At 47.0% G+C, this 26,130-nt stretch carries 24 protein-coding genes and 1 other annotated feature; of the genes, 18 read left to right on the top strand and 6 right to left on the bottom strand.

Annotated features, from left to right (window positions below):
* Window positions 1–40 precede the first annotated feature (40 nt).
* The 16 genes from lysA (at window position 41) to ASG16_RS25320 (ending at window position 17,051) form a co-directional block, all read left to right on the top strand.
* Window positions 41–1,363, top strand: a complete 1,323-nt coding sequence (lysA, locus tag ASG16_RS25395; RefSeq protein WP_056492676.1) for a diaminopimelate decarboxylase — start codon at window positions 41–43, stop codon at window positions 1,361–1,363.
* A gap of 124 nt (window positions 1,364–1,487) precedes the next feature.
* Complete coding sequence (locus ASG16_RS25390; protein ID WP_056492679.1) at window positions 1,488–3,761, top strand: GGDEF domain-containing protein; 2,274 nt, start codon at window positions 1,488–1,490, stop codon at window positions 3,759–3,761.
* A 68-nt stretch (window positions 3,762–3,829) separates the two neighbouring features.
* Window positions 3,830–4,261, top strand: coding sequence for a peptidylprolyl isomerase (locus tag ASG16_RS25385; RefSeq protein WP_016739980.1), 432 nt, complete (start codon window positions 3,830–3,832; stop codon window positions 4,259–4,261).
* A 185-nt stretch (window positions 4,262–4,446) separates the two neighbouring features.
* A complete protein-coding gene (locus ASG16_RS25380) occupies window positions 4,447–5,115 on the top strand; it encodes a site-2 protease family protein (protein WP_048032591.1) in 669 nt (222 codons plus the stop codon).
* Window positions 5,116–5,134: 19 nt separating this feature from the next.
* The gene (locus ASG16_RS25375) at window positions 5,135–5,899 is read left to right on the top strand and encodes a segregation/condensation protein A (RefSeq protein ID WP_048032592.1); all 765 of its coding nucleotides are present in this window, start codon (window positions 5,135–5,137) and stop codon (window positions 5,897–5,899) included.
* Window positions 5,889–6,473, top strand: coding sequence for an SMC-Scp complex subunit ScpB (gene scpB / locus ASG16_RS25370; RefSeq protein ID WP_048032593.1), 585 nt, complete (start codon window positions 5,889–5,891; stop codon window positions 6,471–6,473). Before ASG16_RS25375 ends, scpB begins: the two co-directional genes overlap by 11 nt.
* A 144-nt stretch (window positions 6,474–6,617) precedes the next feature.
* Window positions 6,618–7,787, top strand: coding sequence for a D-alanyl-D-alanine carboxypeptidase family protein (locus ASG16_RS25365; RefSeq protein WP_056492682.1), 1,170 nt, complete (start codon window positions 6,618–6,620; stop codon window positions 7,785–7,787).
* Window positions 7,780–8,370, top strand: coding sequence for a nucleoside recognition domain-containing protein (locus ASG16_RS25360; protein ID WP_056492685.1), 591 nt, complete (start codon window positions 7,780–7,782; stop codon window positions 8,368–8,370). The genes ASG16_RS25365 and ASG16_RS25360 overlap by 8 nt, the downstream gene beginning before the upstream one ends.
* A gap of 11 nt (window positions 8,371–8,381) precedes the next feature.
* Window positions 8,382–8,915 (top strand): spore maturation protein, encoded by a 534-nt coding sequence (locus ASG16_RS25355; RefSeq protein WP_056492687.1) that lies wholly within the window; start codon window positions 8,382–8,384, stop codon window positions 8,913–8,915.
* Between the two features lie 115 nt (window positions 8,916–9,030).
* A complete protein-coding gene (locus tag ASG16_RS25350; RefSeq protein WP_056492691.1) occupies window positions 9,031–9,780 on the top strand; it encodes a pseudouridine synthase in 750 nt (249 codons plus the stop codon).
* A 108-nt stretch (window positions 9,781–9,888) separates the two neighbouring features.
* Window positions 9,889–10,413, top strand: a complete 525-nt coding sequence (gene resA, locus ASG16_RS25345) for a thiol-disulfide oxidoreductase ResA (RefSeq protein WP_056492694.1) — start codon at window positions 9,889–9,891, stop codon at window positions 10,411–10,413.
* 13 nt (window positions 10,414–10,426) lie between these two features.
* Window positions 10,427–12,061, top strand: coding sequence for a cytochrome c biogenesis protein ResB (gene resB / locus ASG16_RS25340; RefSeq protein WP_056492696.1), 1,635 nt, complete (start codon window positions 10,427–10,429; stop codon window positions 12,059–12,061).
* 24 nt (window positions 12,062–12,085) lie between these two features.
* On the top strand, window positions 12,086–13,315 hold the full coding sequence (gene ccsB, locus ASG16_RS25335) for a c-type cytochrome biogenesis protein CcsB (protein ID WP_056492699.1): 1,230 nt from the start codon (window positions 12,086–12,088) through the stop codon (window positions 13,313–13,315).
* A gap of 88 nt (window positions 13,316–13,403) precedes the next feature.
* Entirely contained in the window at window positions 13,404–14,120 is a 717-nt protein-coding gene (locus ASG16_RS25330; RefSeq protein WP_012686105.1) for a response regulator transcription factor, read from the top strand.
* Window position 14,121: 1 nt separating this feature from the next.
* Window positions 14,122–15,906, top strand: a complete 1,785-nt coding sequence (locus ASG16_RS25325; protein ID WP_056492702.1) for an ATP-binding protein — start codon at window positions 14,122–14,124, stop codon at window positions 15,904–15,906.
* Window positions 15,907–15,920: 14 nt separating this feature from the next.
* Complete coding sequence (locus ASG16_RS25320) at window positions 15,921–17,051, top strand: HAD family hydrolase (RefSeq protein WP_056492705.1); 1,131 nt, start codon at window positions 15,921–15,923, stop codon at window positions 17,049–17,051.
* A 39-nt stretch (window positions 17,052–17,090) separates the two neighbouring features.
* Here ASG16_RS25320 and ASG16_RS25315 read toward each other — a convergent pair whose 3' ends face one another.
* From ASG16_RS25315 to ASG16_RS25290, 6 genes are all read right to left on the bottom strand, one after another.
* Window positions 17,091–17,366: a hypothetical protein gene (locus ASG16_RS25315; RefSeq protein ID WP_241970829.1), complete on the bottom strand. Its 276-nt coding sequence runs from the start codon at window positions 17,364–17,366 to the stop codon at window positions 17,091–17,093.
* 13 nt (window positions 17,367–17,379) lie between these two features.
* Entirely contained in the window at window positions 17,380–18,663 is a 1,284-nt protein-coding gene (locus ASG16_RS25310) for an ArsB/NhaD family transporter (protein WP_056492706.1), read from the bottom strand.
* Window positions 18,664–18,780: 117 nt separating this feature from the next.
* Window positions 18,781–20,364 (bottom strand): phosphoglycerate dehydrogenase, encoded by a 1,584-nt coding sequence (gene serA, locus ASG16_RS25305; RefSeq protein ID WP_056492709.1) that lies wholly within the window; start codon window positions 20,362–20,364, stop codon window positions 18,781–18,783.
* Window positions 20,357–21,511 (bottom strand): pyridoxal-phosphate-dependent aminotransferase family protein, encoded by a 1,155-nt coding sequence (locus ASG16_RS25300; RefSeq protein WP_056492712.1) that lies wholly within the window; start codon window positions 21,509–21,511, stop codon window positions 20,357–20,359. Before ASG16_RS25300 ends, serA begins: the two co-directional genes overlap by 8 nt.
* Before the next feature lie 70 nt (window positions 21,512–21,581).
* Window positions 21,582–21,830, bottom strand: a binding site (T-box leader).
* A gap of 369 nt (window positions 21,831–22,199) precedes the next feature.
* Entirely contained in the window at window positions 22,200–22,406 is a 207-nt protein-coding gene (locus ASG16_RS25295) for a ferredoxin (protein ID WP_007724004.1), read from the bottom strand.
* 103 nt (window positions 22,407–22,509) lie between these two features.
* Window positions 22,510–23,421 carry a hypothetical protein gene (locus tag ASG16_RS25290; protein ID WP_056492715.1) on the bottom strand — a complete coding sequence of 304 codons (912 nt, stop codon included), beginning with the start codon at window positions 23,419–23,421 and terminating at the stop codon, window positions 22,510–22,512.
* Window positions 23,422–23,501: 80 nt separating this feature from the next.
* Here ASG16_RS25290 and ASG16_RS25285 point away from each other — a divergent pair, with 80 nt between their 5' ends.
* Together ASG16_RS25285 and ASG16_RS25280 are read left to right on the top strand one after the other, a co-directional pair.
* Window positions 23,502–24,617 (top strand): YpbB family protein, encoded by a 1,116-nt coding sequence (locus ASG16_RS25285; RefSeq protein ID WP_056492718.1) that lies wholly within the window; start codon window positions 23,502–23,504, stop codon window positions 24,615–24,617.
* Window positions 24,614–26,128: a RecQ family ATP-dependent DNA helicase gene (locus ASG16_RS25280; RefSeq protein WP_056492721.1), complete on the top strand. Its 1,515-nt coding sequence runs from the start codon at window positions 24,614–24,616 to the stop codon at window positions 26,126–26,128. Before ASG16_RS25285 ends, ASG16_RS25280 begins: the two co-directional genes overlap by 4 nt.
* The last annotated feature ends 2 nt before the right edge of the window (window positions 26,129–26,130 follow it).

The following is a 26,130-nucleotide window of genomic DNA, read 5'->3' as shown; positions in this document are numbered from 1 at the left end:
ATACATCATCGGTGCGAATGAATTGGGGAGGAAACGAAACATGTACTTACACGGGACAAGTCGAGTGAATGAACAAGGAAACTTGGAAATCGGAGGCTGTGATACGACACAGCTAGCAGCTACTTACGGAACACCTTTATATGTGTATGACGAACAACAAATTCGCACCAAATGCCGGGAATTTGTCAATGCGTTTCACAATACGGGTTTTTCCTTCCAGGTTGCTTATGCGAGCAAAGCGTTTTGCACGATGGCGATGTGCAAGTTGATTGAAGAGGAAGGCTTGTCACTCGATGTAGTATCTGGCGGCGAATTGTACACGGCTCTGCAAGCTGGATTTCCCGTAGAACGCATCCATTTTCATGGCAACAACAAATCTATTGATGAGCTAATCATGGCGCTAGATGCCAAAATTGGCTGCTTCGTTGTGGACAACTTTTATGAGTTGCACATCTTGGCGCAATTGGCCGAAGAGCGGAATGAAAAGGTCTCCGTTCTCTTGCGTGTCACACCGGGTGTAGAAGCTCATACGCATGAATACATTTCTACAGGGCAGATCGACTCCAAGTTTGGCTTTGACGTGCAAAACGGCCAGGCACTTGAGGCGATTCAATTCTCTCACGAAAGCAATCATCTCCATTTATTGGGAGTTCATAGTCATATTGGCTCACAAATTTTTGAAACAGAAGGCTTCCTCGTTGCTGTCAAACGATTGACAGAACTGTTGGGCGAAGCAAAAGGAAAGCTTGGATTCCTCCCTGAAGTGCTGAATGTAGGAGGCGGATTCGGTATTCGGTATGTAGAAGGCGATACACCGCAGCCAGCGGAAACGTATATCAAAGCCATTACAGATATCGTTCGCCAAGAGCTCACAGCGCTTGCGATTCCTCTACCTGAGATTTGGATCGAGCCAGGTCGGAGTATTGTAGGGGATGCAGGGACAACCTTGTACCGAATTGGATCGCAAAAGAACATTCCTAATGTCCGGAAATATATTGCGGTCGATGGTGGCATGACAGACAATCTGCGACCGGCTTTGTACGATGCAGAATACGAAGCAGCGATTGCGAACAAAATGAATGCAACTGCCACAGAAGTTGTTTCGATTGCAGGGAAGTGCTGTGAGTCAGGGGATATGCTCATCTGGGATGTGAAGCTGCCAGAAGCACAGGCGGGTGATATTCTCGCAGTTCCAAGCACAGGTGCATATGGTTATTCGATGGCGAACAATTACAACCGAATCGCTCGTCCTGCTGTTGTATTTGTCAAGGACGGAGAAGCAGAAGTGGTCGTGCGACGCGAAACATACGCAGAAGTAGTTGGTCACGATGTTTTGCCAAAACGCGCGCAGCTTATGCGCTAAACTTCATAAAAAATGAACAAACCTTCCCGATCGTTTGGGAAGGTTTTGTATTTCCTTCATCTCCCATTCATGATTGCTTAATGTTTTCTCGGCATAATGAAAGGGTGAGGGGGAGCGATTCATCATGTTGTCGACTCTAATAAAGCGGTTTCGACGGATACCCTATATTTCATTGGACAAACGCCAATGGATGAAGGCGATGATTCGGCAAGAAGTGGAGAGAGAGAAAAAAGTCGTCATGTTTTATATAGATATCGTCAAGCTGACAGAGGTAGAGCAACGCTATGGCGATACGAGTGCCAAGAGAGTTCTTCATATATTTGAAAGTATTTTGCCAACTGTAGCTCGTCAAGCATTTGAAATTAAAGGGAGAATCATCGCGATTCAAAAGCTGTGGGGAGATGATTTTGCGATCTACACTTCCTTTTCGCAAATGATGAGTGAGGAAGACTGTCAAATGCTATCGATTCATTTTCAGGAGTTGGCTGAACGACAGTTAAATCGACAAGTAAGCTTCGTCAATCGTGAGGAGCTTCGTGTCCATATCGGCTATGCGGAAATCATCGGAGAAGATATCGTAAAAGAGATGTACACCTCTGTCAAACATGCTGTACATATGGCCAAGTATGGGATTACCTCCGAAAAATATACGCACATCAGACAATTTCACAAGCTGCTTGCAGAAGAAAACGTGCAGATGCATTTCATGCCGATCATTCATTTGCCAAATGGCGAAGCTTTGGGATGGGAGGCATTAGCACGAGGACCGGTCAACAGTCTCTTTGCAACTCCCGCTGCCTTGTTTGATTATGCACAAGAGACGGATACTGTGTTTCGTTTGGAGCATATATGTCGCAAGCGGGCATTGGAGCATATCCGCTACCTGAAGCCGCATGAAAAACTATTTATCAATTTGGACCCACGGGCGATTGACGATCCGTTTCTGTTGCGTGGAAAAGTGCAGATGCTTTTGGCAGAGTATGAACTGACGCCACAAAACATTGTTTTTGAAATCACAGAGCGCCACGCGATTACAAATTACGCTGCCTTTCGAAAAATCATTGAGGAGTACCGCAAGCAAGGCTATATGATTGCCGTAGATGATGCGGGAGCAGGGTACTCCAGCTTGGAATCGATTACAGAAATCTATCCAGATTTTATTAAGCTCGATATGTCATTGATCCGCAATATCGATGTCGACCCGATTAAGCAGGCGTTGTTGGAGACGTTTGTATCCTTTGCTGACAAAGTGAACTGCAAAATCATAGCAGAAGGGATCGAGACGGAGCGTGAGCTGGAAACACTCATGGATGTCGGTGTCATCTATGGACAGGGTTACTATTTAGGCAAGCCGGACAAAGGGATGGCGCAGCTATGTGGAAAGGCTATGAACTTTCTGCGGTTTACAATGGAAAGGCGGATTGAGCAAGAAGCAGAACAAACGCTGCCCACTCCGGCTATGACGGAAATTTTGACGAAGACAATCAGTGTTGAAAAGCACGAGAAAGTAAGACGCATCCATGAAATTTTTGAACACAATCAGCGCATTGAAAGCGTGGTAGTGTTGGAGAATGGCATACCGGTTGGACTTGTCATGCGGTTTTCTCTGTATCAAATTCTAGGTGGTCAATACGGAATCGCGTTGTATTATGAAAGGCCCGTTTCTCAAATTATGAATACCAACCCGCTCAAAGCTACGAAAGACGACAAGTTGGACGAGGTAGCGAAGCGGGCAATGGCCAGAGATGCTTATCATTTGTATGATGTGGTCATTATTATTGATGAGAATGGCGAGTACATCGGTATCGTTACCGTGCAGAAGCTGTTGGACAAAATGGCCTCCATAAAGCTCGAGATAGCGAGCTCTGCCAATCCGCTGACAGGATTGCCGGGGAATGTGCAGATTGAAAGAGAATTGAATCAACGGCTGAAACGGAATGATCATCAGGTGGTCATCTACTGTGATCTTGACCGTTTCAAATGGTTTAACGACCGCTACGGGTTTGAAGTGGGTGATCAGATTATCGTTCGAACGGCGAACTTGTTGCGGGAAGCCGCGAAATGGTACGGAAGCGGGTCTGACTTCATTGGCCATATTGGCGGAGATGATTTTATCCTGATTACGACAGCACAATGTGCGAATGATGTTGTCTTGTTTATCATGGATGCTTTTACGCCGTACTTTTCGGACATTTATGAAAAGCGCAGAATGGGGGACGGTCAGGAGCTCTCGATGTCGATGGCAGGTGTCGTCTTATATGCAGGGAAGTACACCAGTGCGGAACAAGTTGCAGAGAAGGCAGCGTACGTGAAAATGATGGCAAAGGCGAGGACGGGGACTGTTTTTATTCCCGACTGTGAGTTACCTGGCGAAGAGCAGATTCGCATCGAGGGATAAATTGGACGTCAATCGTTCTCCATGGTAGAATGGGTACGTTAACTTTACAAGGTATGGAGGCTCAACATATGAAAAAAGCGCTCATCACCATGGAAAATGGTAACCAAATCGAGCTGGAGCTGTTCGATCAAGAAGCTCCAGGCACAGTAGCAAACTTTGAAAAATTGGCTAACGAAGGCTTCTACAACGGTCTGTCCTTCCACCGTGTTATCCCTGGCTTCGTAGCACAAGGCGGATGCCCTTACGGAACAGGTACAGGCGGCCCTGGTTACACCATCAAATGTGAAACAAAAGGAAACCCACACAAACATCTACGCGGTTACCTGTCCATGGCACACGCAGGAAAAGACACAGGCGGAAGCCAATTCTTCATCTGCTACGATTCTTTCCCTCATCTCGATGGTGTACATACTGTTTTTGGTCGCGTCACTTCCGGTTTGGAACACGTTGATGCAATCAAACAAGGCGATAAAATGGGTACAGTTAAAGTAGGCGAATAAAAGTTTCGTGAAATGAACACCGATGAGGGAAACCTTATCGGTGTTTTTTCGTCAGAGTGCATGTTGGGGCAGTTTTGAATGGGGTTGTAAGCCTATCTATCTGCTGGTATGCTAGAAGATAGACGATTTTTATCTGGGGATGTTCAAAAAGATGACTTTTTGAACGCGCATGATTGGAGGAAGCAATGGATCTTTTTCACTTTGATTGGAAAACGGTACCGTTTCGCTTAATTGCGTTCGTTATCGCTTTCACTTTGCATGAATGGGCGCATGCCTTTGTCGCTTGGAAGCTGGGTGACAATACGGCGAAATCGGAGGGCCGCTTAACATTAAATCCAATCCCGCATATTGATCCGTTTGGTTTGATTCTGATTCTGTTTGGTCCATTTGGGTGGGCGAAGCCAGTGCCGATCAATCCTCTTCATTTTCGCGGGAACAAGCGTTTAGGGATTGTGTATGTATCGGTAGCAGGACCGATCATTAACTTTATTTTGTCGATCTTGTTTTATATCGGATACATACTGGTCCAATATTCGGGAGTCTTGGTAGGGATGAATGAAAAAGCAGTCTTTGCCATTGAGACAACGCTTGAATTTAGTATCATCATCAATGCGGCACTGTTTGTCTTTAACCTTTTGCCGATCCCACCGTTGGATGGCTACAAAATATTGCGCTTCTTGTCTCCGCGCAGTTGGGATGCGAAGTATTATCATTATGAGGTTTACGGACCGTGGATCTTGCTCTTGCTGATTTTCATTCCAGGTGTCAGCTCTACCATTTTCGGGATTCCGCTTGCTATTGTAAGCACCTGGATTCAACAGATTGCAGTGAACATATTAAGCGTGTTCATCTAACGGAAACGAGGGACGACTTTTGGCTTACAGCATCAAACTTGATTCCTTTGAGGGACCACTCGATCTGTTGCTCCATCTGATCGACAAGGCTGAGGTGGACATCTACGACATACCGATAGCGGAAATTACGGAGCAATACCTCGCGACGATTGACAAGATGCAAGAGCTCCAACTGGATGTGGCCAGTGAGTTCGTAGTCATGGCGGCTACGCTCCTCTCTATTAAAAGCAAGATGCTGTTACCGAAAAAGGAGGAGCATGTCTTTCAGCAGTTCCTCGATATGGATGTAGACGAGATAGACCCGCGTGAAGAACTGGTTGCGCGTCTGTTGGAGTACAAGCGCTATAAAATGCTTGCTGAGAACTTGCGAGAAATGGAAATCGGTCGTAATCAAGTTTTTACGCGTCCCGCAGAAAATTTATCCCCTTATGCGCGTGAAGAGGATCATACCGTAACCAATGTGACCCTCTACGATTTGATCAACGCGCTGGAAAAGCTGGTAAAGAAAACGAAAGAAAAAGAACCGATAACCAAGGTGTCGCGTGACGAGATCTCCATCAAGGATCGGATGACAGAGATACGTCAAGCGGTACGCAGCGGTGGGATGGTTCGGTTTTCTGAGTTGTTTACTCAAGGGGCGACGCGTACAGAGATTGTGACGACCTTTCTCGCCTTGCTTGAGCTTATGAAGGCGAAGCACATTACCTGTGTACAAAATCAATTGTTTCAAGACATCATCATATGTGAAAACGGAACGGAAGGAGCCCATACCGATGGACTATGACAAGCTGAAAGGCGTAATCGAGGGCTTGCTGTTCATCTCGGGTGATGAAGGAATCGATGCCAAAGAAATCAGTGAAATCACTGAGGTGTCGGAAGAAGAGGTCATCGATTTGATCGAAGACATGAAAGCTGACTTCCGCCGGGCAGGACGCGGTATTCAAATCGTGGAAGTGGCAAAAGCGTATCAGTTGACCACTCTGCCCGAGCATGTACCCTATTTTGAACGGCTAGCAACATCGCCAGGTCAGTCAACCCTATCCCAAGCAGCATTGGAGACTCTCGCCATTGTTGCGTACAAGCAGCCCCTGACCCGTTCGGAGATTGAAGAAATCCGTGGCGTTAAATGCGAAAAAGCACTGAACACCCTCTTATCCAAACAACTCATTCGTGAAGCGGGGAGAGCAGAGGGGATCGGACGTCCCATTTTGTACGCGACCACCAAAGAATTTTTGGAGCATTTTGGTTTACGGGAACTGGGGGATTTACCAGAACCGCCTGTCAATCTTGATATCGAAGAAGCGCGACTGGAAGCATCAGCGCTATTCGGAAAAGCAGAAGAATCGACAAACGACTAGTTACAGCTCGGACAGTTTTTCGTACTATCATACGACTCGTCCCCATATACTATGGTACAAACCTGTGTATCGTGGTATAACGACGGCTTTTCTCTTGACTTATCGTCAAGGTTGAGTCCAAGTTTTCAAATGGGGAGGACGTTTATGAACATACGAAAAAATCTGTCCGGCGTACTCGTCGTTTTTCTTTTTATACAGATGGCTCTTACGCCGGCAGCGGTAGTAAAAGCTGCTGCAGCTCCACCTAGCTTGTCAGCAGAAGGTGCAGCGCTAATCGATGTAGAGAGTGGACGGATTCTTTATTCCAAAAACGGTACGAAAAAAATGAGGATCGCAAGCTTGACCAAAACGATGACAGCAATCGTAGCGATCGAGATGGGCAAAATGGATGCACAGGTAACGGTACCGCCACAAGCCGTAGGGGTTGAAGGCTCATCGATCTATTTGAAAAATGGGGAGAAGCTCACGCTTGAAGAGCTGCTGTACGGTTTGATGCTACGATCTGGCAATGACGCAGCCGTCACCATCGCAACGCACATTGGAGGGTCAGTGCCTGGATTCACTTACTTGATGAATGAAAAAGCTGCGATGATTGGAATGGAGCATACGAATTTCACCAATCCGCATGGTTTAGATGACAGTAATCAGCATTACTCCACCGCAGAAGATATGGCAAAGCTGTCCGCCTACGCCTTACATAATCCCGTGTTTCGTCAAATCGTCTCAACGAAAGTCAAGGATATTTCATGGGAAGGCGAGCAGTGGGACCGGCGCCTACTCAATAAAAACAAGATGCTTCATTTATACAACGGTGCTGATGGTGTGAAAACGGGATACACCAAACTCGCGAAGCGCTGCCTGGCATCTTCCGCCACACGGGACGGAAGACAGCTAGCGACGATTACTCTGAATGCTTCTGATGACTGGAATGACTCCGCCAAGCTGATGGATTGGGGCTTTGCGAATTATCCGCTACAGGAACTGGTCAAAAAAGGGCAGGAGGTAAAGCCTGACACGCCAGTCACACTTGAAGCAGGAACTCATCTCGTCACAACAAACGCTTTTCAATATCCGTTGCAAACGGCAGAGGCAGAGGGGATTCACAAGCGTGTCGTTATGGGAGAATCGACGGTTACAGCGAAAATGAATGGTCAACTGGCAGGGTTTCTTCAACTCTATTTAAAGGAGAAGATGATTGGGCAGGTTCCGTTACTAGTTAGCGTGGATGCGCCGACTTTAGCATCTCCGCAAGCTTCACGCTCAATGTGGCAGCCATTTTGGGACATAGTGTCAGGGGGGCTGTGGAGTGCTTAATGTCATCTGGCTCGGGCTCATTGTCATTAGCATTGTCGTTGCGGCCATAACGGGGCGGATGGAAGCAATTAACGCAGCAGCGTTTGAGGGAGCCAAGACGGGAGTAACCGTTTGTCTCGGACTTCTCAGTGTTCTCGCCTTTTGGATGGGAATGATGCGAATTGCAGAAAAGTCAGGACTCCTTGAGTTGTTGGCGCGGGTATTGTCACCGATCATCCAAATACTTTTTCCCGATGTACCAAAAGGACACCCAGCTATGGGATACATCCTCTCAAATATGAGCGCAAACCTGCTCGGGCTTGGTAATGCAGCAACTCCAATGGGACTAAAAGCCATGGAAGAGCTCCAAAAGCTAAATCCAGACAAGCAGAACGCTTCTCCTGCCATGTGTACGCTGCTGGCAATCAATACGGCGAGTATTACGATTATCCCTACGACGATGATCGCGATCCGCATGCAGTATGGCTCCGTGAATCCCGTAGAAATCGTAGGCACTACGCTGTTATCTTCCTTTGCTGCCACCATTGTCGCCCTGTTGATTGATCGCATGTATCGTTATCGGCATATACGAAGACACAGATAGGGGGAGTCCTTATGTACCAATGGGTATCCCTGCTCTCTCTTTGGGCCATTCCCGGTACAATTGCCTTTGTCTTGTTGTATGGGTGGCAAAAACAAGTCCCCGTCTACGAGACGTTTGTAGATGGAGCAAAAGGCGGCTTAACCACTACAATTCGCATACTCCCGCACTTGATTGCCATGATGGTTGCGGTGAGTATGTTTCGGGAATCAGGAGCATTGGATCTACTGCTTCGCGCACTCAAACCGCTTCTTGACCTGTTGCATTTTCCAGAAGAACTGGTCCCGTTGGCGTTGCTTCGTCCGTTGACGGGAACAGGCTCCCTTGCGATTGCAACAGATCTGATTGCGCAGTACGGTCCCGATTCTTTTTTAGGTAGACTGGCAGCTACTATGCAAGGGAGCACAGATACGACACTGTATGTCCTAACCGTTTATTTTGGGGCAGTTGGTATTCGCAATTCTGCTTATGCACTAAAGGTAGGCTTATGGTCGGACCTGGCTGGTGTCATATTCTCGCTGCTCATTGTTTCGTACATTTTCGCTTAGATAGAATTCAAATCGTGTAGATAGTGAAAACTTCCTCGTGAATATGGGGAAGTTTTTCCCTTTTTCTTGTCCACACTAGTAAGAATGGGTATGATGTTGTAGAGGTGAACCAACGATGGAACGTTTACAGAAAGTATTGGCGCATGCTGGAGTCGCCTCTCGTCGCCATTGTGAAGAGCTGATTGCGCAAGGCAAGGTACAGGTAAATGGCCAAGTCGTACGAGAGCAGGGAATAAAAGTCGATCCGCTCAAGGACAAAATTGTGGTGAATGGACAGCAGGTTAAGCTGGAGCAACATGTCTATCTCTTGTTGTACAAGCCTACGGGTGTCATTACAAGCGTCACAGACCCGCGAGGCAGACGGGTAGTTATCGATCTGTTGAAGGGAATCAAAGAAAGGGTATATCCAGTAGGTCGCTTGGATTACGATACGTCCGGCTTGCTGCTCTTGACGAACGACGGGGAGCTCGCTAACAGGCTGGCACATCCAAGCTATGAAATCGATAAAGTGTATCGGGCATGGGTAAAGGGAATCCCCAGCCAGGAAAAAGTGCACAAGCTAGCAACCGGCATTCGTTTGGAAGACGGCATGACTTCTCCCGGTCAGTCCAAATTGTTGAAGACAGAGTCTAGCAGCCAAAAGGCATTGGTAGAACTGACCATACATGAAGGACGAAACCGCCAAGTGCGTAGAATGTGTGAAGCGATCGGCCATCCGGTATTGACATTGGAGCGAATCCGTTTAGGGTTTCTTACATTAGATGGATTGAAGCCGGGCGAATTTCGCAAGCTCACTCATGAGGAAGTGGAGAGCTTGAAGCGGGGATTGGTTCAAAAGAAACGCAGCCCGCGGTCGAAACATTGATTCGTTCAAAATCTGTTCATAAGTTGTGCGCTGTCGGAAAAACTAGGAACGCTATAATAGAATGGGAAAAGGATGCAATTTATTAGCAGTAGATGGGAGTATGGCGTCATGAACAAAAGCAATCGTACATATGTCAGGATCGCGGTATTGGGTGTTTTGCTTGTAGCGCTGGTCTTTGCACTCTATTCCAGCTTTGTGAAGGACCCCGGTGCTGTGAAAGTAGGAAGCGATGCTCCGAATTTTAGTTTGGAGCAACTGAATGGACCAGAGCTGACTCTGGAAAGTTTGAAAGGAAAGGGCGTTATCCTTAATTTCTGGGGTACGTGGTGTGAACCCTGTAAGGAAGAAATGCCGGCATTGCAAGAGCAGTACACGAAGTTTAAAGATAAGGGATTGGTTGTAGTCGGCGTCAATATCGGAGAATCGCCAGTTGCTGTAGAACCATTCGTGAAGCAGTTCGGGATTGACTTCCCTATTTTGCTCGATCGTCAATCGGAAATTACAAAGCTGTATCGAATCGGTCCAATTCCGACGACCTTTTTCATCGACCCAGATGGAGAAGTGCAGGACATCTTTATCGGGCAGTTAGATGAAGCGATGATTGAGTCGAAAATAACAAAAATCTTGCCGTAAGTGAGGAGCAATGATGGATCAGAGAAAATGCGAATGCGGTCATACCAACCCGGTTGGGACGCTGCTCTGTGAGTCTTGCGGGAAGCCTTTGAATGTGGAAGTCCACGAGCAGACATCGTTTCCTGACATGCGTTATGAAGGAATGGCAAGACGTTCTCAAACGAATAAGACGAAGGTAATCGATCGAGTCTGGAACTTTTTTTCTTCGGTCAAAATTGCAATCGGTATCATTATTGTCATTTTGGTGGCGTCCGCAGTCGGAACCATCTTTCCGCAACAAATGTACATACCGGTTCCCGTACCGACAGAAGCAGATGTTGCCCGTTTTTATACGGAATCATATGGAACGCTGGGAACGATTTTCTACGGCCTTGGATTTCACAATATGTATTCGTCCTGGTGGTTTGTGACGCTTCTGGTTATGCTCGGTACGTCCTTGATTATCTGTAGTCTGGACCGCGTAGTACCGCTGTATAAAGCGTTAAAGAAGCCAAGATTGAACCAGCACAAGTCCTTTTTGAAAGGGCAAAAGCTGTTTGCAGAGGGTGAGCTTGCTCCAGAAGCCAATCAGGAAGCGATACTGGACGCCTCTGCTCTTGCATTGAAAGAAAAAGGATACCGCATTTTCCGCACGGAACGGGCGATTATGGCTGAAAAAGGCCGTTTTAGCCGTTGGGGTCCTTACATTAATCACATTGGACTGATCTTGTTTTTGGTCGGTACCCTGATGCGAAGCCTGCCTGGCTTTTACTTGGACGAGTACGTCTGGGTGCGTGAGGGACAAACAATAGCGATTCCGAATACCCCTTACTACATAAAAAACGAAAACTACACGACAGAGTATTGGTCGGAAGAAGAAATGCCGGAGCAACTGGAGCTTAAGGGCGGAGCCATCGTGAAGAGCTACCAGACAGAGGCCATTTTGTATGAAAATAAAAGCGCTGACGTTCCAGGGAAAAAGCCGGATTTGGTAGAAGTACAGAAGGGGCCGATCGTCGTGAATCATCCGATGGAACAGGACAGCCTCTACATTTATCAGAGCGGCGTGCAAGAAATGCAGCTTGGAGCGCTTAATTTTACAGTGGTCGATTTGAAAAACAATAAAAAAGAGATCGGCCTTATCAAAATTGATCTGTACAATCCACAGCCCGAGCAAACCATTGCGGATGGATTCACGGTACGGATTTTAGATTACTTCCCCGATTTTATTATGGGAAAAGACGGGAAGCCGGCGACGAAAACCAATTTGCCTAAAAATCCGATGGTGGCATTGGAACTCATTGGAGAGAATGGAAATTATAATGAAAAATTGGTTTATCTAGAAGGAACCATTCTTACACAAAAAAATGATCCGCGTTACGGACTCGAGATCAAAATGCCTGATTTAATCGATATTGCAGGACTGAATGTACGAGTGGACAAAGCATTGCCATTGATTTATTTCGGTTCATTCATTTTCCTTGCAGGCGTTGCAATCGGTGTGTTCTGGCAACATCGTCGGGTTTGGGTACAGACGCAAGAGGGAAGTATCTTGGTAGCAGCTCACACGAATAAAAACTGGTTCGGTCTTCGTAGAGAAGTAGAAGGGCTGGTTAAACAAGCGGAGCTCCCTGTCACGATAGAAGATAAAACGAAGGCCAAGGCCTAAAGCTTCAAAGGGGGTACTAACAACGTGCAGCTCATTCAACTGAGTGACTGGTTACTGGATATCGCGTTCCTGCTCTACGTCATCTCGTCTATCGTCTTCGCTGTAGCCGTGACGGGTAAAAACTGGGCAGGGCGTGATCCCAAACAACATGAAGAACGCTATGGACGGATTGCGTATTGGTTAGCCGTTATCGGTTTTGTGGCGCAAACAGGGTATGTGATTGCTCGCTGGATTGCTGGCGGCCATAGCCCGACGAGTAACATGTTTGAGTTTATGGCATTCCTGGATTACTGTATTATCTTGGCCTACTTAATTATTTACCGGATCTACAAGCTGACCTCGATTGGAGCGTTCGTCCTTCCGCTTGGGGTTATCATGCTCGCGTATTCGTACGTGTTCCCGAAGGAAATCACCCCATTGATTCCGTCTTTGCAGAGCTACTGGCTGCACATTCACGTGACAACTGCTGCACTGGGTGAAGGGATTTTGGCGGTTGGTTTTGCAGCGGGTTTGATGTATTTGATCCGTACCGTACCGCAGCACATTTCGACGAAAAGTACGAAATGGCTGGAGATTGTGCTAGCTGTGGTCCTCATGCTCGTTGGATTCATTTTGATGGATTCTACGTTCGCTCGTATGGATCAAAAGACGGTATTTGAGATGAAGAAAGAAGAAATGAATGCAGCAGGACAGATGGTAAAACCGAAAGTGGAGTACATTCTGCCAGCGATTGTTGCACCTACTGATTCAACCATCATCAAGGAAGGTCCAATGTCACCACTCTTTGAGGCACCTACCTGGATGGAGGGAAAAGACGCCGCACGCAAATTAAACACGATGCTGTGGTCAGTCCTTACAGGGGGAATTCTGTATGGCGGATTGCGTTTGATTTTCCGAAAACGATTAGGGGCTGCAATCAAGCCTTCCGTTGAAAGTGTCGATCCTGAGCTTCTGGATGAGATCAGTTATCGAGCTATCAGTATCGGATATCCGGTGTTTACTCTCGGGGCCCTTATCTTTGCGATGATTTGGGCAGAAGAGGCATGGGGACGATTCTGGGGCTGGGACCCGAAGGAAGTATGGGCCTTAATTGTCTGGCTCTTCTACAGTGCCTACTTGCACTTGCGTCTATCCAGAGGATGGATCGGTGCAAAATCAGCATGGATGTCCGTCATCGGGTTCGTCATTATTTTGATTACACTGGTCGTGGTCAACTTGGTCATTGCTGGTTTGCACTCCTACGCTGGGGTGTAGAATATCCTCGAAAAGCTGGTTTTACTACCAGCTTTTTGGACTATCTTCTAACGGTTTTACGATATTATGAGAGCAAGAGGTGTTCCAGATGGAAAAAATGGCACGTATTCTCGTAGTGGATGATGAAGAACGCATTCGCAGACTTCTGAAAATGTATTTGGAAAGAGAAAATTTTCTGATTGATGAAGCAGATAATGGAGAGCAAGCAGTCGAAATGGCAGTGGGAAGTGATTATGATATCATTTTGCTCGACCTGATGCTGCCAGGAATGGACGGGATCGAGGTATGCCAGCGTGTTCGCGAATTCAAGGCAACCCCCATTATTATGCTGACGGCAAAAGGGGAAGAAACGAACCGCGTTCACGGGTTTGAGGCAGGGGTAGACGATTATGTCGTGAAACCGTTCAGCCCGCGTGAGGTCATGTACCGGGTAAAAGCGATTCTGCGTCGCTCTTCCGCGACAGCTTATTTGAAGACAGAGACATTCAACAGTCATTCTGTCCTTGTTTTCCCGGAATTGACGATTGACCACGATGCTCACAAAGTCATCGCAAGTGGCCAAGAGGTAAGCCTGACTCCAAAAGAGTATGAGCTGCTGCACTATCTGGCATTGTCGCCAGATAAAGTGTTTACGCGTGAAGAGTTGTTAAAAGATGTGTGGCACTACGAGTTTTTTGGCGATTTGCGCACGGTGGATACGCATATCAAGCGTCTCCGCGAAAAATTGAACCGTGTTTCTCCGCAAGCTGCCAATATGATCGCCACGGTTTGGGGTGTCGGATACAAGCTAGAGGTGCCTAAGTAAAGTGGACGTTATTTTTCGTAGTGTAGTCGGAAAGCTATGGATGACCATTATTGCCTTATTTGCTCTCGTCTTGACGATCTTTAGTTTGTTGCTCGTTCAATCTTTTGACAGCTTTTATAGCAATCGGCAGTCGAAGAATTTGCACGATCTGGCAGATGGCATCGCAATCGGTTTGGCGCAGAGTCCGGATATGACAGCAGCTATGGAGATGGCTTCCAGGTTTGGCTTGGTCCATCATACGGGCATGGTCATTTTAGATGAAAAAGGCAAGCAAGTCGGTATGAGCGAGGGGGCTGGGCTCCCTCGTATTCCAGTAGAGCAATTGCTCCAAAATCCTGCATTGAGTTTGCCAGAAGCGCTGGCTGGTAAGCATCCTGCTCCCAAAACGATTTATATTGATGTGCAGAATTCCACTGATCACACGAACAATAAGCATGAACTGCTTGCGGTCGCCGTGCCTTTAGAAATGGCAGCAGGGAAAACGGGTGCAGTGGTCATGTATCAGGCGATTGAAGATTTTGATGATACGGTTAGTGAAGTCAGATTTTTAATCTTTGTGGTTGGTGTCATCGGATTCGTCTCTACCACTGTATTCGCCTTTTTCCTTTCATCGCGTCTTACGATTCCATTACGTCAGATGAAAGAAACGGCGCATCGCATTGCAGAAGGGGACTTTCATGCTGAAATCCCGATCAGGACTCAAGACGAGACAGGTGAACTGGCGGCTTCGTTTAACACGATGGCAAGCAAGCTCAATCAGTTAGTCGATGCACTGTCCAAAGAGAAGGAGCAACTGGCGAGTGTTCTTAGAAGCATGGTAGATGGTGTTGTGATGATAGATGCGAACGGCAAGCTGGCCGTAACGAATCCTCCAGCAGAACGATTCCTGCGAGATTGGGATTTCGAGCATTCGGATGAACCTGTGCCGTTGTTCTCGTTCTATCAGCAGGTTTTGCAAACCGGACAGGAAGTGACAGAGGATATCCCTGTTCAAGGGCGGATATGGTCCGTTGTCATGGTACCTTTGAATGATCGGGATCAAATCCGTGGTGCTGTCGCAGTTCTTCGGGACATTACGCAGGAACGCAAGCTGGATAAGATGCGTAATGATTTTGTGGCAAACGTATCCCATGAGCTGCGAACACCATTATCCATGTTGCAAGGGTACAGTGAAGCAATTGTGGATGATATCGTGGCTACACCAGAAGAGCATAAAGAATTGGCGCAGATTATCTATGACGAGTCAGCGCGTATGACCAAGCTGGTGAATGAATTGCTCAGCTTGGCGCGGATGGAAGCGGGGCATGTTGAATTGTTCCAGGAGACGATGGAACTGCGTCCGTATTTGGAACGCATTCAACGCAAATTCACCAATTTGGCGAGAGAACGCGAAATCCACCTTTTCCTCGAAATATCGACGACACACACGCATGTGCTCATTGATCCTGATCGCATGGAGCAAGTGCTAACGAATTTGATCGATAATGCGCTGCGGCATACGCCAAGTGGGGGAAGCGTCACCATTCGGGCTCGCGGTGATAAAACGTTGCTGGTTGAGATTAGCGATACAGGCAGTGGCATTCCGCAAGAAGATTTGCCGTTTGTTTTTGAGCGGTTCTATAAAGCAGACAAGGCTCGCACACGTGGACGACTAGGTGGAACTGGACTTGGACTAGCCATCGCGAAAAACCTTGTCGAAGCACACGGGGGTACCATCAGTGTGCAGAGTAAACTGGGTGAGGGAACGACTTTTACAATCGCCTTGATGCTGCATAAAAACAAATAGGAGTGTAGAGAGAAATGATCAAAACGATCTTATTTGATGTTGACGGGGTTATGTTGAGTGAAGAGCGTTACTTTGATGCTTCTGCATTGACGGTGTGGGAATTTTTGTACAGCCCGCAGTATGTAGGGCTTGCAGGCGAGGAATTCACGCCTGCGCCAGTAGAAGCGCAAATCAGACGAGTGCGCGAGCAAGTTTTCGCTCATGATGAAGTGCTGAATTTTATCAAGTCTCGTGGAATCAACTCCAACTGGGACATGGTTTTCCTCGCGTTTTCCTATCAGTTGATTCGTATGATTGAAGCGGTTAAAACGCAAGTTCCAGAAGCAACGAGCCTTCTTGTCGAACAAATTGATCGACCGCAACTGGCAAAAGTGAAAGAGTGGGCAGCCACTTATGCTCCTGATTTCCAAGTAGACTACGCAGCGTTCACCGCAGATTTTGCCAAAGGTTCCGCACAAAAAGCAGAAATGCTGCTCTACTTAAATCAAATTGCAAAAGAGCGTTGCGGTGTTTCAACAGAAATGTTCTCTCGCAACAGTGATCTATGGCAGTTGATTCAAAAGACGTTTCAAGAATGGTATCTCGGTGATGAGCGCGTGGCGGCATCGATTGGTCGTGAAACCATGCAGCCAGGCAAGAAGGGCTTCTTGTCAGACGAGATTCCGATTGTACCGCCTGCAGAAATGGTGGAGTTGTTTCGCACGTTAAAAGAAAAAGGATACACACTGGGAATTGGAACAGGGCGCCCTACGATCGAGACGCATGTTCCCCTCAGTGAGATGAACATACTGGAATGGTTCGACCCGAACCGTGTCGTAACTGCCTCTCACGTACTCGATGCGGAAGAAGCGTTTCCTAGCTTTGCGCCGATGTCCAAGCCACACCCATATTCCTATGTAAAAGGGCTGCTCGGACTCGATGCACCGATTAGCGATGCTGTCCATTTTTCATTGCCAATCGAAAATGGGGAAGAGGTGCTGATCGTCGGAGATTCACTCGCAGATTTTCTAGCGGCTCGCTCGATCGGTTGCAAGTTTGCAGCGACATTGACTGGACTGTCTGGTCAAGACGCACGCAGCAAGTTTGAAGAGGAAAAAGCAGATTTTATTCTCGATGATGTTCGCGATATCCTTTCCATTTTGTAGATAAAAAACTCCGCCGTATGTAAAAACGGCGGAGTTTTTTTATTCCCAACAAATCGATTGCAAGCATTTGAAGCGAAAGGCGTGAATCAAAAAGGATTCTATCATGTTGTGACGTACGATTACTTCGAAAGAACCGTCCTCTCGTGAAAAAAACAGGACATCCGTGTAGTCTTTGTTCCCCTCAAAATAACGACGTACCTCTTTGACACGTGCTCGCATGGACTCGGATTTAACGACTATATGATAGGTAGCATCTTGTTGTGAAATTTGTTCCTTGATCTCAATTTCTTCCTCATTAAAGGTGTAATGGAACAATAGGGATTCCTCCTCACCAAATAAAATAGCGCAGGTACACGTAGACATGAGCAATCAAGATAGACAGGATCATCAACGGGAAGGCGACCTTCATAAAGCTGAAAAAGCCGATATGATGTCCTTCCTTTGCAGCTAAGCCAGCAACAATCACGTTGGCACTCGCTCCAATCAAGGTCCCGTTTCCACCTAAACACGCCCCGAGTGCAAGGCTCCACCAAAGAGGCTCCAGATTGGTGATCCCGAGGGCTCCCATTTCCTTGATCATCGGAATCATGGTGGCAACGAACGGGATATTGTCGACAAAAGCAGAGGCGATTGCGCTCAACCAGAGGATCAACAGGGAGGTATTCAATGGATCTCCACCCGTCAGATTCATCGCTTCCGTTGCGAGCTTTTTGATCACACCTGTTTCCACTAACCCAGAGACGAGAACAAACAGACCGATGAAGAAGAAAATCGTATTCCACTCGACTTTGCTGATCGCGTCTTCTAAATAATGCTCTCCAGTAAGGAGGAGCAAAAGAAAAGCTCCAGTTAAAGCGATCGTTGCCGACTCCAAATGAAGGGCCCCATGAAGCATGAAACCAATAATGGTCAATCCCATCACGGTCAAAGACTTTTTCAATAAACGGCTGTCGGTAATTTCATCGCGCTCATTTAACTGCATGATTTTTGCACTCAACTCAGGTGACGTTACTAGCTGTTTACGGTAAATCAAGACCAAGCAAACAACCGTTACAGCGAGAATTACGATGATAACTGGGCTCAAATTCATAAGAAATTTCATAAAATCAAGCTCCGGTACAGAGCTGCCAATCATGATATTCGGTGGGTCACCGATCAACGTAGCGGTTCCTCCGGCATTAGAAGCGATAATTTCACTGATTAAAAAAGGAATCGGATTAAGCTCGAGCTGGCGGGCGATGCTAAACGTCACAGGTACGATGAGAAGTACAGTGGTAACGTTGTCCAAAAAGGCGGAGGCAACGGCCGTGATCAAGCTCAGGTAAACAAGGATACGAATCGGTTTACCCTTTGCGACCTTTGCCGCACGGATGGCCACATACTTGAATACACCAGTCTGTGCCGTAATGGCAACCAAGATCATCATCCCAATAAGTAGGCCGAGGGTGTTAAAGTCGATATGGTGAATTGCTTGTTCTTGTGTAACGATCCCGAACAAGACCATGAGAATTCCGCCAGACATGGCGACGATGGTTCGATGTAACTTTTCGCTAATAATAAATGCATAGGTAACTAAAAAGATACCAATAGCGAATAATGCCTGGTTCGTCATAAGAAGCTCCTTCCTTGGTGTGTAGAATTATCTTGTCCCATTATAGCTCTAACCAAAATAAGGGTAAAGAAAAAGACCCGGCAAGGGCCAGGTCTATTCTCGTGCGGAAGGGAGAACCTACAGCTCGATTTGTGTAACGCTTTTCACTTCTGCCAGCTCGCCCATCGTATCGAGGAGCTCTGGCGTCAATGGTTTGTCGACAGAGAGCATCATGATCGCGTCTCCACCGATATCACGGCGTCCTACCTGCATCGTTGCGATGTTCACGCTGTTTTCACCCAAGATGGAACCGACACGTCCGATCACACCTGGACGGTCATTATGGTGAATGTAGAGGAGGTAGCCCTCAGGCGCTACGTCAATCGCAAAGTCGTCAATTTTCACAATACGCGCACCGTAACCATTGAGTCGTGTTCCAGCCACTGTGCGAGTCTCTTGCGTCGTTTTTAAGCTAACGGTCAGTAAGTTCGTAAAGCCTTTGTTTTGTGCTGCTTTTTGCTCTGTAACGGTTATGTCGCGCACTTTTGCCAGAATCGGGGCGTTCACATAGTTGACTTCCTCGCCCAAACGGAAGGAGAGCACGCCTTTGAGGACTGTGCGAGTCAGCGGGGACGTGTCTACATCTGTCAACTCACCGCTATATTTAATCGAAATCTCCGAAATGGAACCAACTGTCACTTGGGCAAGGAAATGGCCCAGCTTTTCACCCAACGTAAAGTACGGTTGGACTTTTTCCATAACGTGTGCAGGGATCGAAGGCAAATTCACTGCGTTTTTGAATGGCTCGTCACGTAGAACCTTCAGGATTTCTTCCGATACGTCTACGGCCACGTTTTCCTGTGCTTCAATGGTCGAAGCTCCCAGATGTGGAGTCGTTACTACCTGTGGCAGACCGACGAGAGGGTTGTCTACAGGTGGTTCTTCTTCAAAGACATCCAGAGCTGCTCCTGCGACTTTTCCTGCGGTAATCGCCTCGTAGAGAGCTTTCTCGTCAATGATTCCCCCACGAGCGCAGTTGATCAAGCGAACGCCATCTTTCATTTTTGCGAACTCACGCGTGCTGATGATATGGCGGGTTTCTTTTGTCAGCGGAGTATGGACGGTAATAAAATCTGCTTTGCGGCAAATTTCGTCGACAGTTGCGTTGGTTACACCCATCTTTTCTGCACGTTCCTCGGTCATGAACGGATCGAAGCCCATGACGGTCATACCAAATGCTTTCGCACGCTTCGCAACCTCTGAACCGATGCGGCCCATACCGATGACTCCCAGTACTTTGTTGTTCAGCTCAACCCCCTGGAAGCTTTTGCGATCCCATGTACCGTCTACCAGCTTCTTGTGAGCTTGAGGGATGTTACGAGCGACAGCCATCAGCATGGCAAACGAATGCTCCGCAGTAGAGATGGTGTTGCCATCTGGAGCGTTGATGACGGGAATACCTGCTTGGGTGGCAGCGTTGATATCAATGTTATCTACGCCAACACCTGCGCGACCGACTGCCTTTAACTTTTTGCCGGCAGCGAGTACTTCTGCTGTTACCTGGGTTTGGCTGCGTACGAGGAGTGCATCGTAGTCGCCAATCACAGCGATCAGTTCAGCAGGGGAGAGGTTTGTTTGACGAACAACTTCTACATCAGAAGCGTCCAAGAGTTGTTGAATTCCAAATTCGCTAAGTGGGTCGGTAATGAGTACTTTATACATGTGCAATGAGCACCTCCTGAGCAGCTTTTACACCAGCACCCAGCTCAACTGGGGCACCGATTTGGTGAAGCGACAATTCGATGGCAGAAATGACTTGCAGGACATCCAATGGCTCGCAATAGCCCATGTGCCCGATGCGGAAGATTTTGCCTTTCAAGTGCTGCTGGCCGCCAGCAATCGTGATGTTGAATTGCTGCGTTAACATTTTGCGGAGAGCTTCTGCATGAAAGACACCCTCAGGATCGCAAGAAGTAACGGTTGTCGATGCGTACTGATCTTCGGCCATCAGTTTGATGTTTAATGCCCTCATCGCTGCGCGAGTCATGTCTCTCATCAGTTCATGGCGTTTTACGATAGCTGGTAAGCCTTCTTCCTCCAACATATCCAATACCTCGTCGAGACCGAAAATGAGGGATACAGCAGGCGTATACGGTGTTGTTTGCTCTGCTAGGCTCTTGCGGTATGCTTTCAGGTCCAAATAGAAGGCGAGCGATTTGTTTTGCTCAATTACTTGCCATGCGCGTTCACTCGCAGCGAGGAAGGCAAGGCCTGTTGGCAGCATGAAAGCTTTTTGCGAGCCGGTTACCACGATATCGACACCCCAAGCATCCATTTCGCATGGAACCGCACCGAGGTTGCTTACTGCATCGACAATGAAGAGGGCGTCCGAATGTGTGCGGATTGCCTTCGCCAAGTCAGCAATCGGATTTTCTACCCCAGTGGATGTTTCACAGTAGGTGGCGAATACGGCTTTTACTTGTGGCTTTTTTTGCAGGAATGTTTCAACTAGCTCAGGTGTTACGGCGTTTCCCCAAGGGACTTCTAACCGATGGGCGATGATACCATAACGCTCGCAAATTTTTGCAAAGCGCTCACCAAATGCACCGCTGACGAGGACGGCAGCTTCATCGCCTGGTTGGAGCGTATTTACGACGCCCATCTCCAGTGCACTCGTTCCACTACCTGCCAAGATGTATACGTCCTGCTTGGTACCAAAGTAAGGCTTCAATCTTTCAGCAGTACGGGCGAAAAGAGCGGAGAACTTGCCGCTGCGGTGTCCAATCATCGGTTGGCTCATCGCTGTTTGAACACGTGGTGGAATGGGTGTAGGACCAGGGATTCTCAAGATCATTTTGTCTGCAAACATGGTTTTCTCCTCCTATATATGTGCATATCAAAAAAACCTCCCGTTCTCACACTGCTCCTATTACAGAACAGTGAGGGACGAGAGGCTTTGCTTCGCGGTGCCACCCTCATTCGCTCCTTTTTTCTCAAAAAAGAGCCTTGGTAGGTACATGACCTAAAAGAGATAACGGATCTACCGTTTGCGTCTACTGGGATGGTGAACCCTCTTTTCAACGCAGCAGCTCAGAAGTGCTTAACCGTGGGAGAAAACGCCGATTCGCAGCAACCATCGGCTCTCTGGGGATTTCTCGATCACAGCGTTTCTTCGTCAACGCCGTTGTTTTATAAGGTGTTTCGTAAGATTTGTACTTACGATATCACGTCAAAATAACACCGTCAAGAAGAAAAACAAGAAAAAATGAACATTAATTATTTTATAACGGTTATCGTTCGTGAATAATACTCAATTTCATGTTGATAACAGCATAAAAATGACCAAAACACGAACATTAAGATATTGACATCACAAAAAATGGAAAAAACGCGTTTTAATGTTCGGTTTTTGCTGTTGTTTTTATCTTACCGAAAAATCTCAAAAGAAAGAACGGGAAATTGTCGATCATTCGTTCAGCGGAGGAGAGGAGAGCATAATGAAAAACCTCTTACATACCGGAGTACGTAAGAGGTCTCTTCCATTAGTAGATGGAATACTATTCCACTTTAATAGAGTCGGTCGGGCATCCTTCAGCAGCATCACGAACATCGTCATGCAGGATATCCGGGATTTCAACGCTGTTAGCATTGTCATCCAACTTGTTGAACGCAAGGCCCTCATCGTCGTAATCAAATACGTCAGGAGCCGTGGCGCCACAAGCACCGCAAGCAATACAAGTATCTTTATCTACCCATGTAGTCATCGTGGTTTCACCTCCCATACCGAAGTGGTACGTCCACTATCATAGACCATTGTATGCTCTTGGTGACAAGATTTCAAGATTGAATCAGTCTAAAAATGTACGACTACTTATAAAGAGGGATTTCAGGTGCCTTCAACACGGAGTAGAGCTGTGTATTTAAGCGTTTAAAATCTCCCGCAGATACTGCATCTGTCGCGTTCAAAATCTTCACGGCAGCGGCTAAATCCTTGATTCCTAGTGCTTGAACTTCGTTAGATGCGATGAGTAAATCAAGTCTTGCAGTCAGGTCCTCAGGATTATAGCTGCTCCATTGATTGCTTGCCGACATGGCCACAGATGCGAGATAGGTGCGGTAATGGAACGGATACTGCTTCCACTGCGCGGTGTTAACGGTTCCAGGTAATTGCTTCGGCATGGCTTGCTTCACCACATAAGCCGATTCCCAAGAAGCAATGGAGTGATAGACCATTTCCTGTGCGGTTAGCCAGTTATTTTGAAAAAGCGTCAGGCTAGCCCCAATGGAAGCAGGCGTAGCATTATTTTGATCGGAACGAATCTGCTCCATACTATCCAAATACGCCCGTACACTGTTCGTAAAAGTGGCATGAGCTTGTCTCAGCATGGGTGACGTCGGCAAGGGAACGTTTTTCTCCAGTTCTTTCCTTGTCTGTTCAGCCAATTTGCTGAGTTGCTTCAAGCCATCCGTCCGTTCATTTTCATTCATTTGATTCCATTTATCCATCGTATCAAAATGTGCTTGTTTCAGATCAAGCAGCGGTGCATAAACGGCATAGTAAAATCGGATAAAGTCCTGTTCGTTGTACAGCTTTTGCTCACGCAGCAGTTTTTCTTTTTCGGCTTCCTTTTTCTCTGCTTCGAGTACGGCGGCTTGTTCCGACTCCAATTGTGTCTTCATATAATGGGCCCCGAAAAAAAATCCACCAACTGTGCATGCAAGTGTTATGATGATCATGTACGCCATCATAAATTCAGTTCTTTTCAATCGTTTTGTCATACTATCCTCCAAATACAATGATGCAGTTTACTTCGCTTACTTTGAGCTTTGAAAAATATAGAATGATGTAAGGAGTACCAATGAACAGTCGGAACAGTGCGGCAGAGGAGCAGGACCTTTTATGTGCGGTCGCCTTGAATGCCATGTTACCTCTGGCCAATGAACGAACGCTGCAATCAGCCTACTACATACTGCGTGGCAGAAAAGCCAATCAGACACTGCAAGATGTACATTTGTATACCCTTTATCCGTATTATCGGATGTTTTCTCGTTTTCCAAGAGAGGATTGGGAGAAAATAGTTTCAACTTTATTTCAGGCGGGCTGGATTTTACCTGTTGATGCAGGTGGAACGAACTCGAAGCCGACGTTTACCTTTTCTGATACAGGATTGGAGCATGCCAAACATACGTACAAAAAATATCGCTTTGACAGATGGTTCGCACCTTTTACCCAGTCTGACTTGGCGGAGAGAATCGAGCCATTTTGGAGCAGGCTTCATCTTATGGTGCAAACGATCTCGCAAATGAAGCATGGTGATCTTGGTTTTATTCCGGTCGTTTCGGACAAGACGACACAGCGTTGGGTAAAAAACCAATTGGCTGATGCGGCTATGCGAAATGCCTGGAAACAGCAATTGTCTGACGAGCTGTATCGACTGTGGGAGCCTTTGGATGAAAGTGTGCAGGAGCTTTTGTTTTGTCAACTGTCTGGAGCAGGCCAAGTCGGCAAGACCATGGGACAAGTAGCAGAGATTCGCCAAACGAGTCGTAGCTATCTCACGCTGCAATTTCGATACGGGCTTGCCGCGTCGATTCAAACGCTGCTTGCAGAGAGCAATCATTATCCTTTTTTATCAAAACTTGTTACAGAATCACACAAGCTTGATCCACGTCTAACCGAAAGTGCTGCTCGAACGTACACACTGCTTCAAACTGGCTGTGACAAAAAAGAAATAGCGAAGAAACGACAAATGAAAGAAAGCACGATAGAAGATCATTTGGTAGAGATTGCCTTGCGCTGTCCGGAATGGGACATGACAACATATTTGCCGAATGAGCTAGCTAAAGAGATCGTGGAAACGAGTGAACGCCTCGATACAAGCAGACTCCGGCTCATCAAGGATCAATTGGAAGCGTCCGTAACGTATTTGCAAATCCGATTGGCACTGGCACGAGCGACAAGGGGGACAAAATGAATAAACAGCTCATGTACGACAGATTAAAGCTGCATTTTGGATACGACTCATTCCGCCCCGGTCAGGAGTCCATTATAGAACGTCTATTGCATGGAAGAAGTGTTCTCGGGTTATTAGCAACAGGTGGCGGGAAATCAGTGACGTATCAGTTGCCAGCAATGCTTTTGCCAGGTCTGACCGTCGTGGTTTCCCCGTTGATCTCTTTGATGGTCGATCAGGTGCAGCAGCTTCGAGCGCGAAAAAAAATTCCAGCTACCTATTTGAACAGCATGCAGGACCCGACTGAATCCCGCGAAATCTTAAAAGGTCTCTCAGAAGGTGCGTACAAGCTGTTATATGTTTCTCCGGAAAAGCTTCAACAGCCCTATGTCCAACAAGTGTTAAAGCGGGCGAGGGTGTCTCTGATCGCTATTGATGAAGCGCATTGCATCTCGCAATGGGGACATGACTTTCGCACAGATTACTTGCGATTGCCAAAAGTCGTGAAACAATTGGGAGCACCTCCTGTTCTGGCTGTGACGGCAACCGCTACGGCGACTGTTCGTGAAGAAATTTGCAGCTTATTTTCTATTGAAAAAGAAGACATCGTGTTGCAGTCTCTTAATCGGGCGAATATCGCCTATGATTTGGTTGAAGTTGCGGAGGAAAGTGACAGGCGTTCGTATGTATTTGATCAGATGGATCGTTTGCAGGGGCCTGGGATCGTTTACTGCAGCACGCGACAAGCGGTAGATGTATTGGCAGCTTCTTATCAACTCGATGGGAAAAAGCGTGTGCACGGCTACCACGGGGGCATGAACAGCATGGAGAGAATGCTGATCCAATCCCAATTTCTCGCGGGAGAGCTGGATGTTATTATTGCAACGAATGCGTTTGGCATGGGAATCGACAAGCCAGATATTCGTTACGTCATCCATTATCAAATGCCAGCTAGTTTGGAGGCATACGCACAAGAAATCGGGCGGATCGGCCGTGACGGAAAGCCTGGGTATGCGCTGCTTTTATTTTCGTGGGACGATTGGCAGATTCATCAGCACATGCTGGAGAAGGAGTACCCGACACAAGCGCAAGTTCAAAAATATGAGCAGTTATGCAAAACCGGAGTACCCTTGACGAACGAGGCCTTGGCGATGATGGACATATCCGAAGAAATGGGAGCACTTCTTGCCTTTTATGCGGAAAGAGTGCTGTCCTCATACGAAGCTGCCGCTGCGGGAGAATCATCGTATCCGAAGGCACAAATCATTTGGCAGGAAACGGAAAAAAGAAAAAGCTTTAAGCAAAAAAAGCTGGCAGAAATGGTGTCTTACGTAAGAGGAGAAAACTGTTTGCGTGTGAGCATCAATACGTATTTCAAAGAAAATGATCATCAATATGATCTGTACTGCTGTAAGAAATGTGGTCTAACTAAGGATGCATATTTCCAAACGAATGATAATGCAATCGTTAAGAATGAACAAATCAAATGGAATTTGCGGCAGGCGTTAGACACTCTTTTGCCGAACAAATAAAG

The organism is Brevibacillus sp. Leaf182, assembly GCF_001423865.2.
GTDB lineage: Bacteria > Bacillota > Bacilli > Brevibacillales > Brevibacillaceae > Brevibacillus > Brevibacillus brevis_C.
The sequence above is the reverse complement of the archived record's forward strand: the minus strand, read 5'-3'. Positions and strand labels throughout refer to the sequence as shown.

What these genes read in the sequence shown, in the direction of transcription:
- ASG16_RS25350 (WP_056492691.1), top strand. Translation starts at nt 9,031, where the DNA reads ATGGAACGTTTACAGAAAGTATTGGCGCATGCTGGAGTCGCCTCTCGT.
- resA (WP_056492694.1), top strand. Translation starts at nt 9,889, where the DNA reads ATGAACAAAAGCAATCGTACATATGTCAGGATCGCGGTATTGGGTGTT.
- ASG16_RS25390 (WP_056492679.1), top strand. Translation starts at nt 1,488, where the DNA reads ATGTTGTCGACTCTAATAAAGCGGTTTCGACGGATACCCTATATTTCA.
- resB (WP_056492696.1), top strand. Translation starts at nt 10,427, where the DNA reads ATGGATCAGAGAAAATGCGAATGCGGTCATACCAACCCGGTTGGGACG.
- lysA (WP_056492676.1), top strand. Translation starts at nt 41, where the DNA reads ATGTACTTACACGGGACAAGTCGAGTGAATGAACAAGGAAACTTGGAA.
- ASG16_RS25355 (WP_056492687.1), top strand. Translation starts at nt 8,382, where the DNA reads ATGTACCAATGGGTATCCCTGCTCTCTCTTTGGGCCATTCCCGGTACA.
- ASG16_RS25380 (WP_048032591.1), top strand. Translation starts at nt 4,447, where the DNA reads ATGGATCTTTTTCACTTTGATTGGAAAACGGTACCGTTTCGCTTAATT.
- ASG16_RS25300 (WP_056492712.1), bottom strand. Translation starts at nt 21,511, where the DNA reads ATGTTTGCAGACAAAATGATCTTGAGAATCCCTGGTCCTACACCCATT.
- ASG16_RS25285 (WP_056492718.1), top strand. Translation starts at nt 23,502, where the DNA reads ATGAACAGTCGGAACAGTGCGGCAGAGGAGCAGGACCTTTTATGTGCG.
- serA (WP_056492709.1), bottom strand. Translation starts at nt 20,364, where the DNA reads ATGTATAAAGTACTCATTACCGACCCACTTAGCGAATTTGGAATTCAA.
- scpB (WP_048032593.1), top strand. Translation starts at nt 5,889, where the DNA reads ATGGACTATGACAAGCTGAAAGGCGTAATCGAGGGCTTGCTGTTCATC.
- ASG16_RS25295 (WP_007724004.1), bottom strand. Translation starts at nt 22,406, where the DNA reads ATGACTACATGGGTAGATAAAGATACTTGTATTGCTTGCGGTGCTTGT.
- ASG16_RS25385 (WP_016739980.1), top strand. Translation starts at nt 3,830, where the DNA reads ATGAAAAAAGCGCTCATCACCATGGAAAATGGTAACCAAATCGAGCTG.
- ASG16_RS25280 (WP_056492721.1), top strand. Translation starts at nt 24,614, where the DNA reads ATGAATAAACAGCTCATGTACGACAGATTAAAGCTGCATTTTGGATAC.
- ASG16_RS25290 (WP_056492715.1), bottom strand. Translation starts at nt 23,421, where the DNA reads ATGACAAAACGATTGAAAAGAACTGAATTTATGATGGCGTACATGATC.
- ASG16_RS25330 (WP_012686105.1), top strand. Translation starts at nt 13,404, where the DNA reads ATGGAAAAAATGGCACGTATTCTCGTAGTGGATGATGAAGAACGCATT.
- ASG16_RS25310 (WP_056492706.1), bottom strand. Translation starts at nt 18,663, where the DNA reads ATGACGAACCAGGCATTATTCGCTATTGGTATCTTTTTAGTTACCTAT.
- ASG16_RS25320 (WP_056492705.1), top strand. Translation starts at nt 15,921, where the DNA reads ATGATCAAAACGATCTTATTTGATGTTGACGGGGTTATGTTGAGTGAA.
- ASG16_RS25365 (WP_056492682.1), top strand. Translation starts at nt 6,618, where the DNA reads ATGAACATACGAAAAAATCTGTCCGGCGTACTCGTCGTTTTTCTTTTT.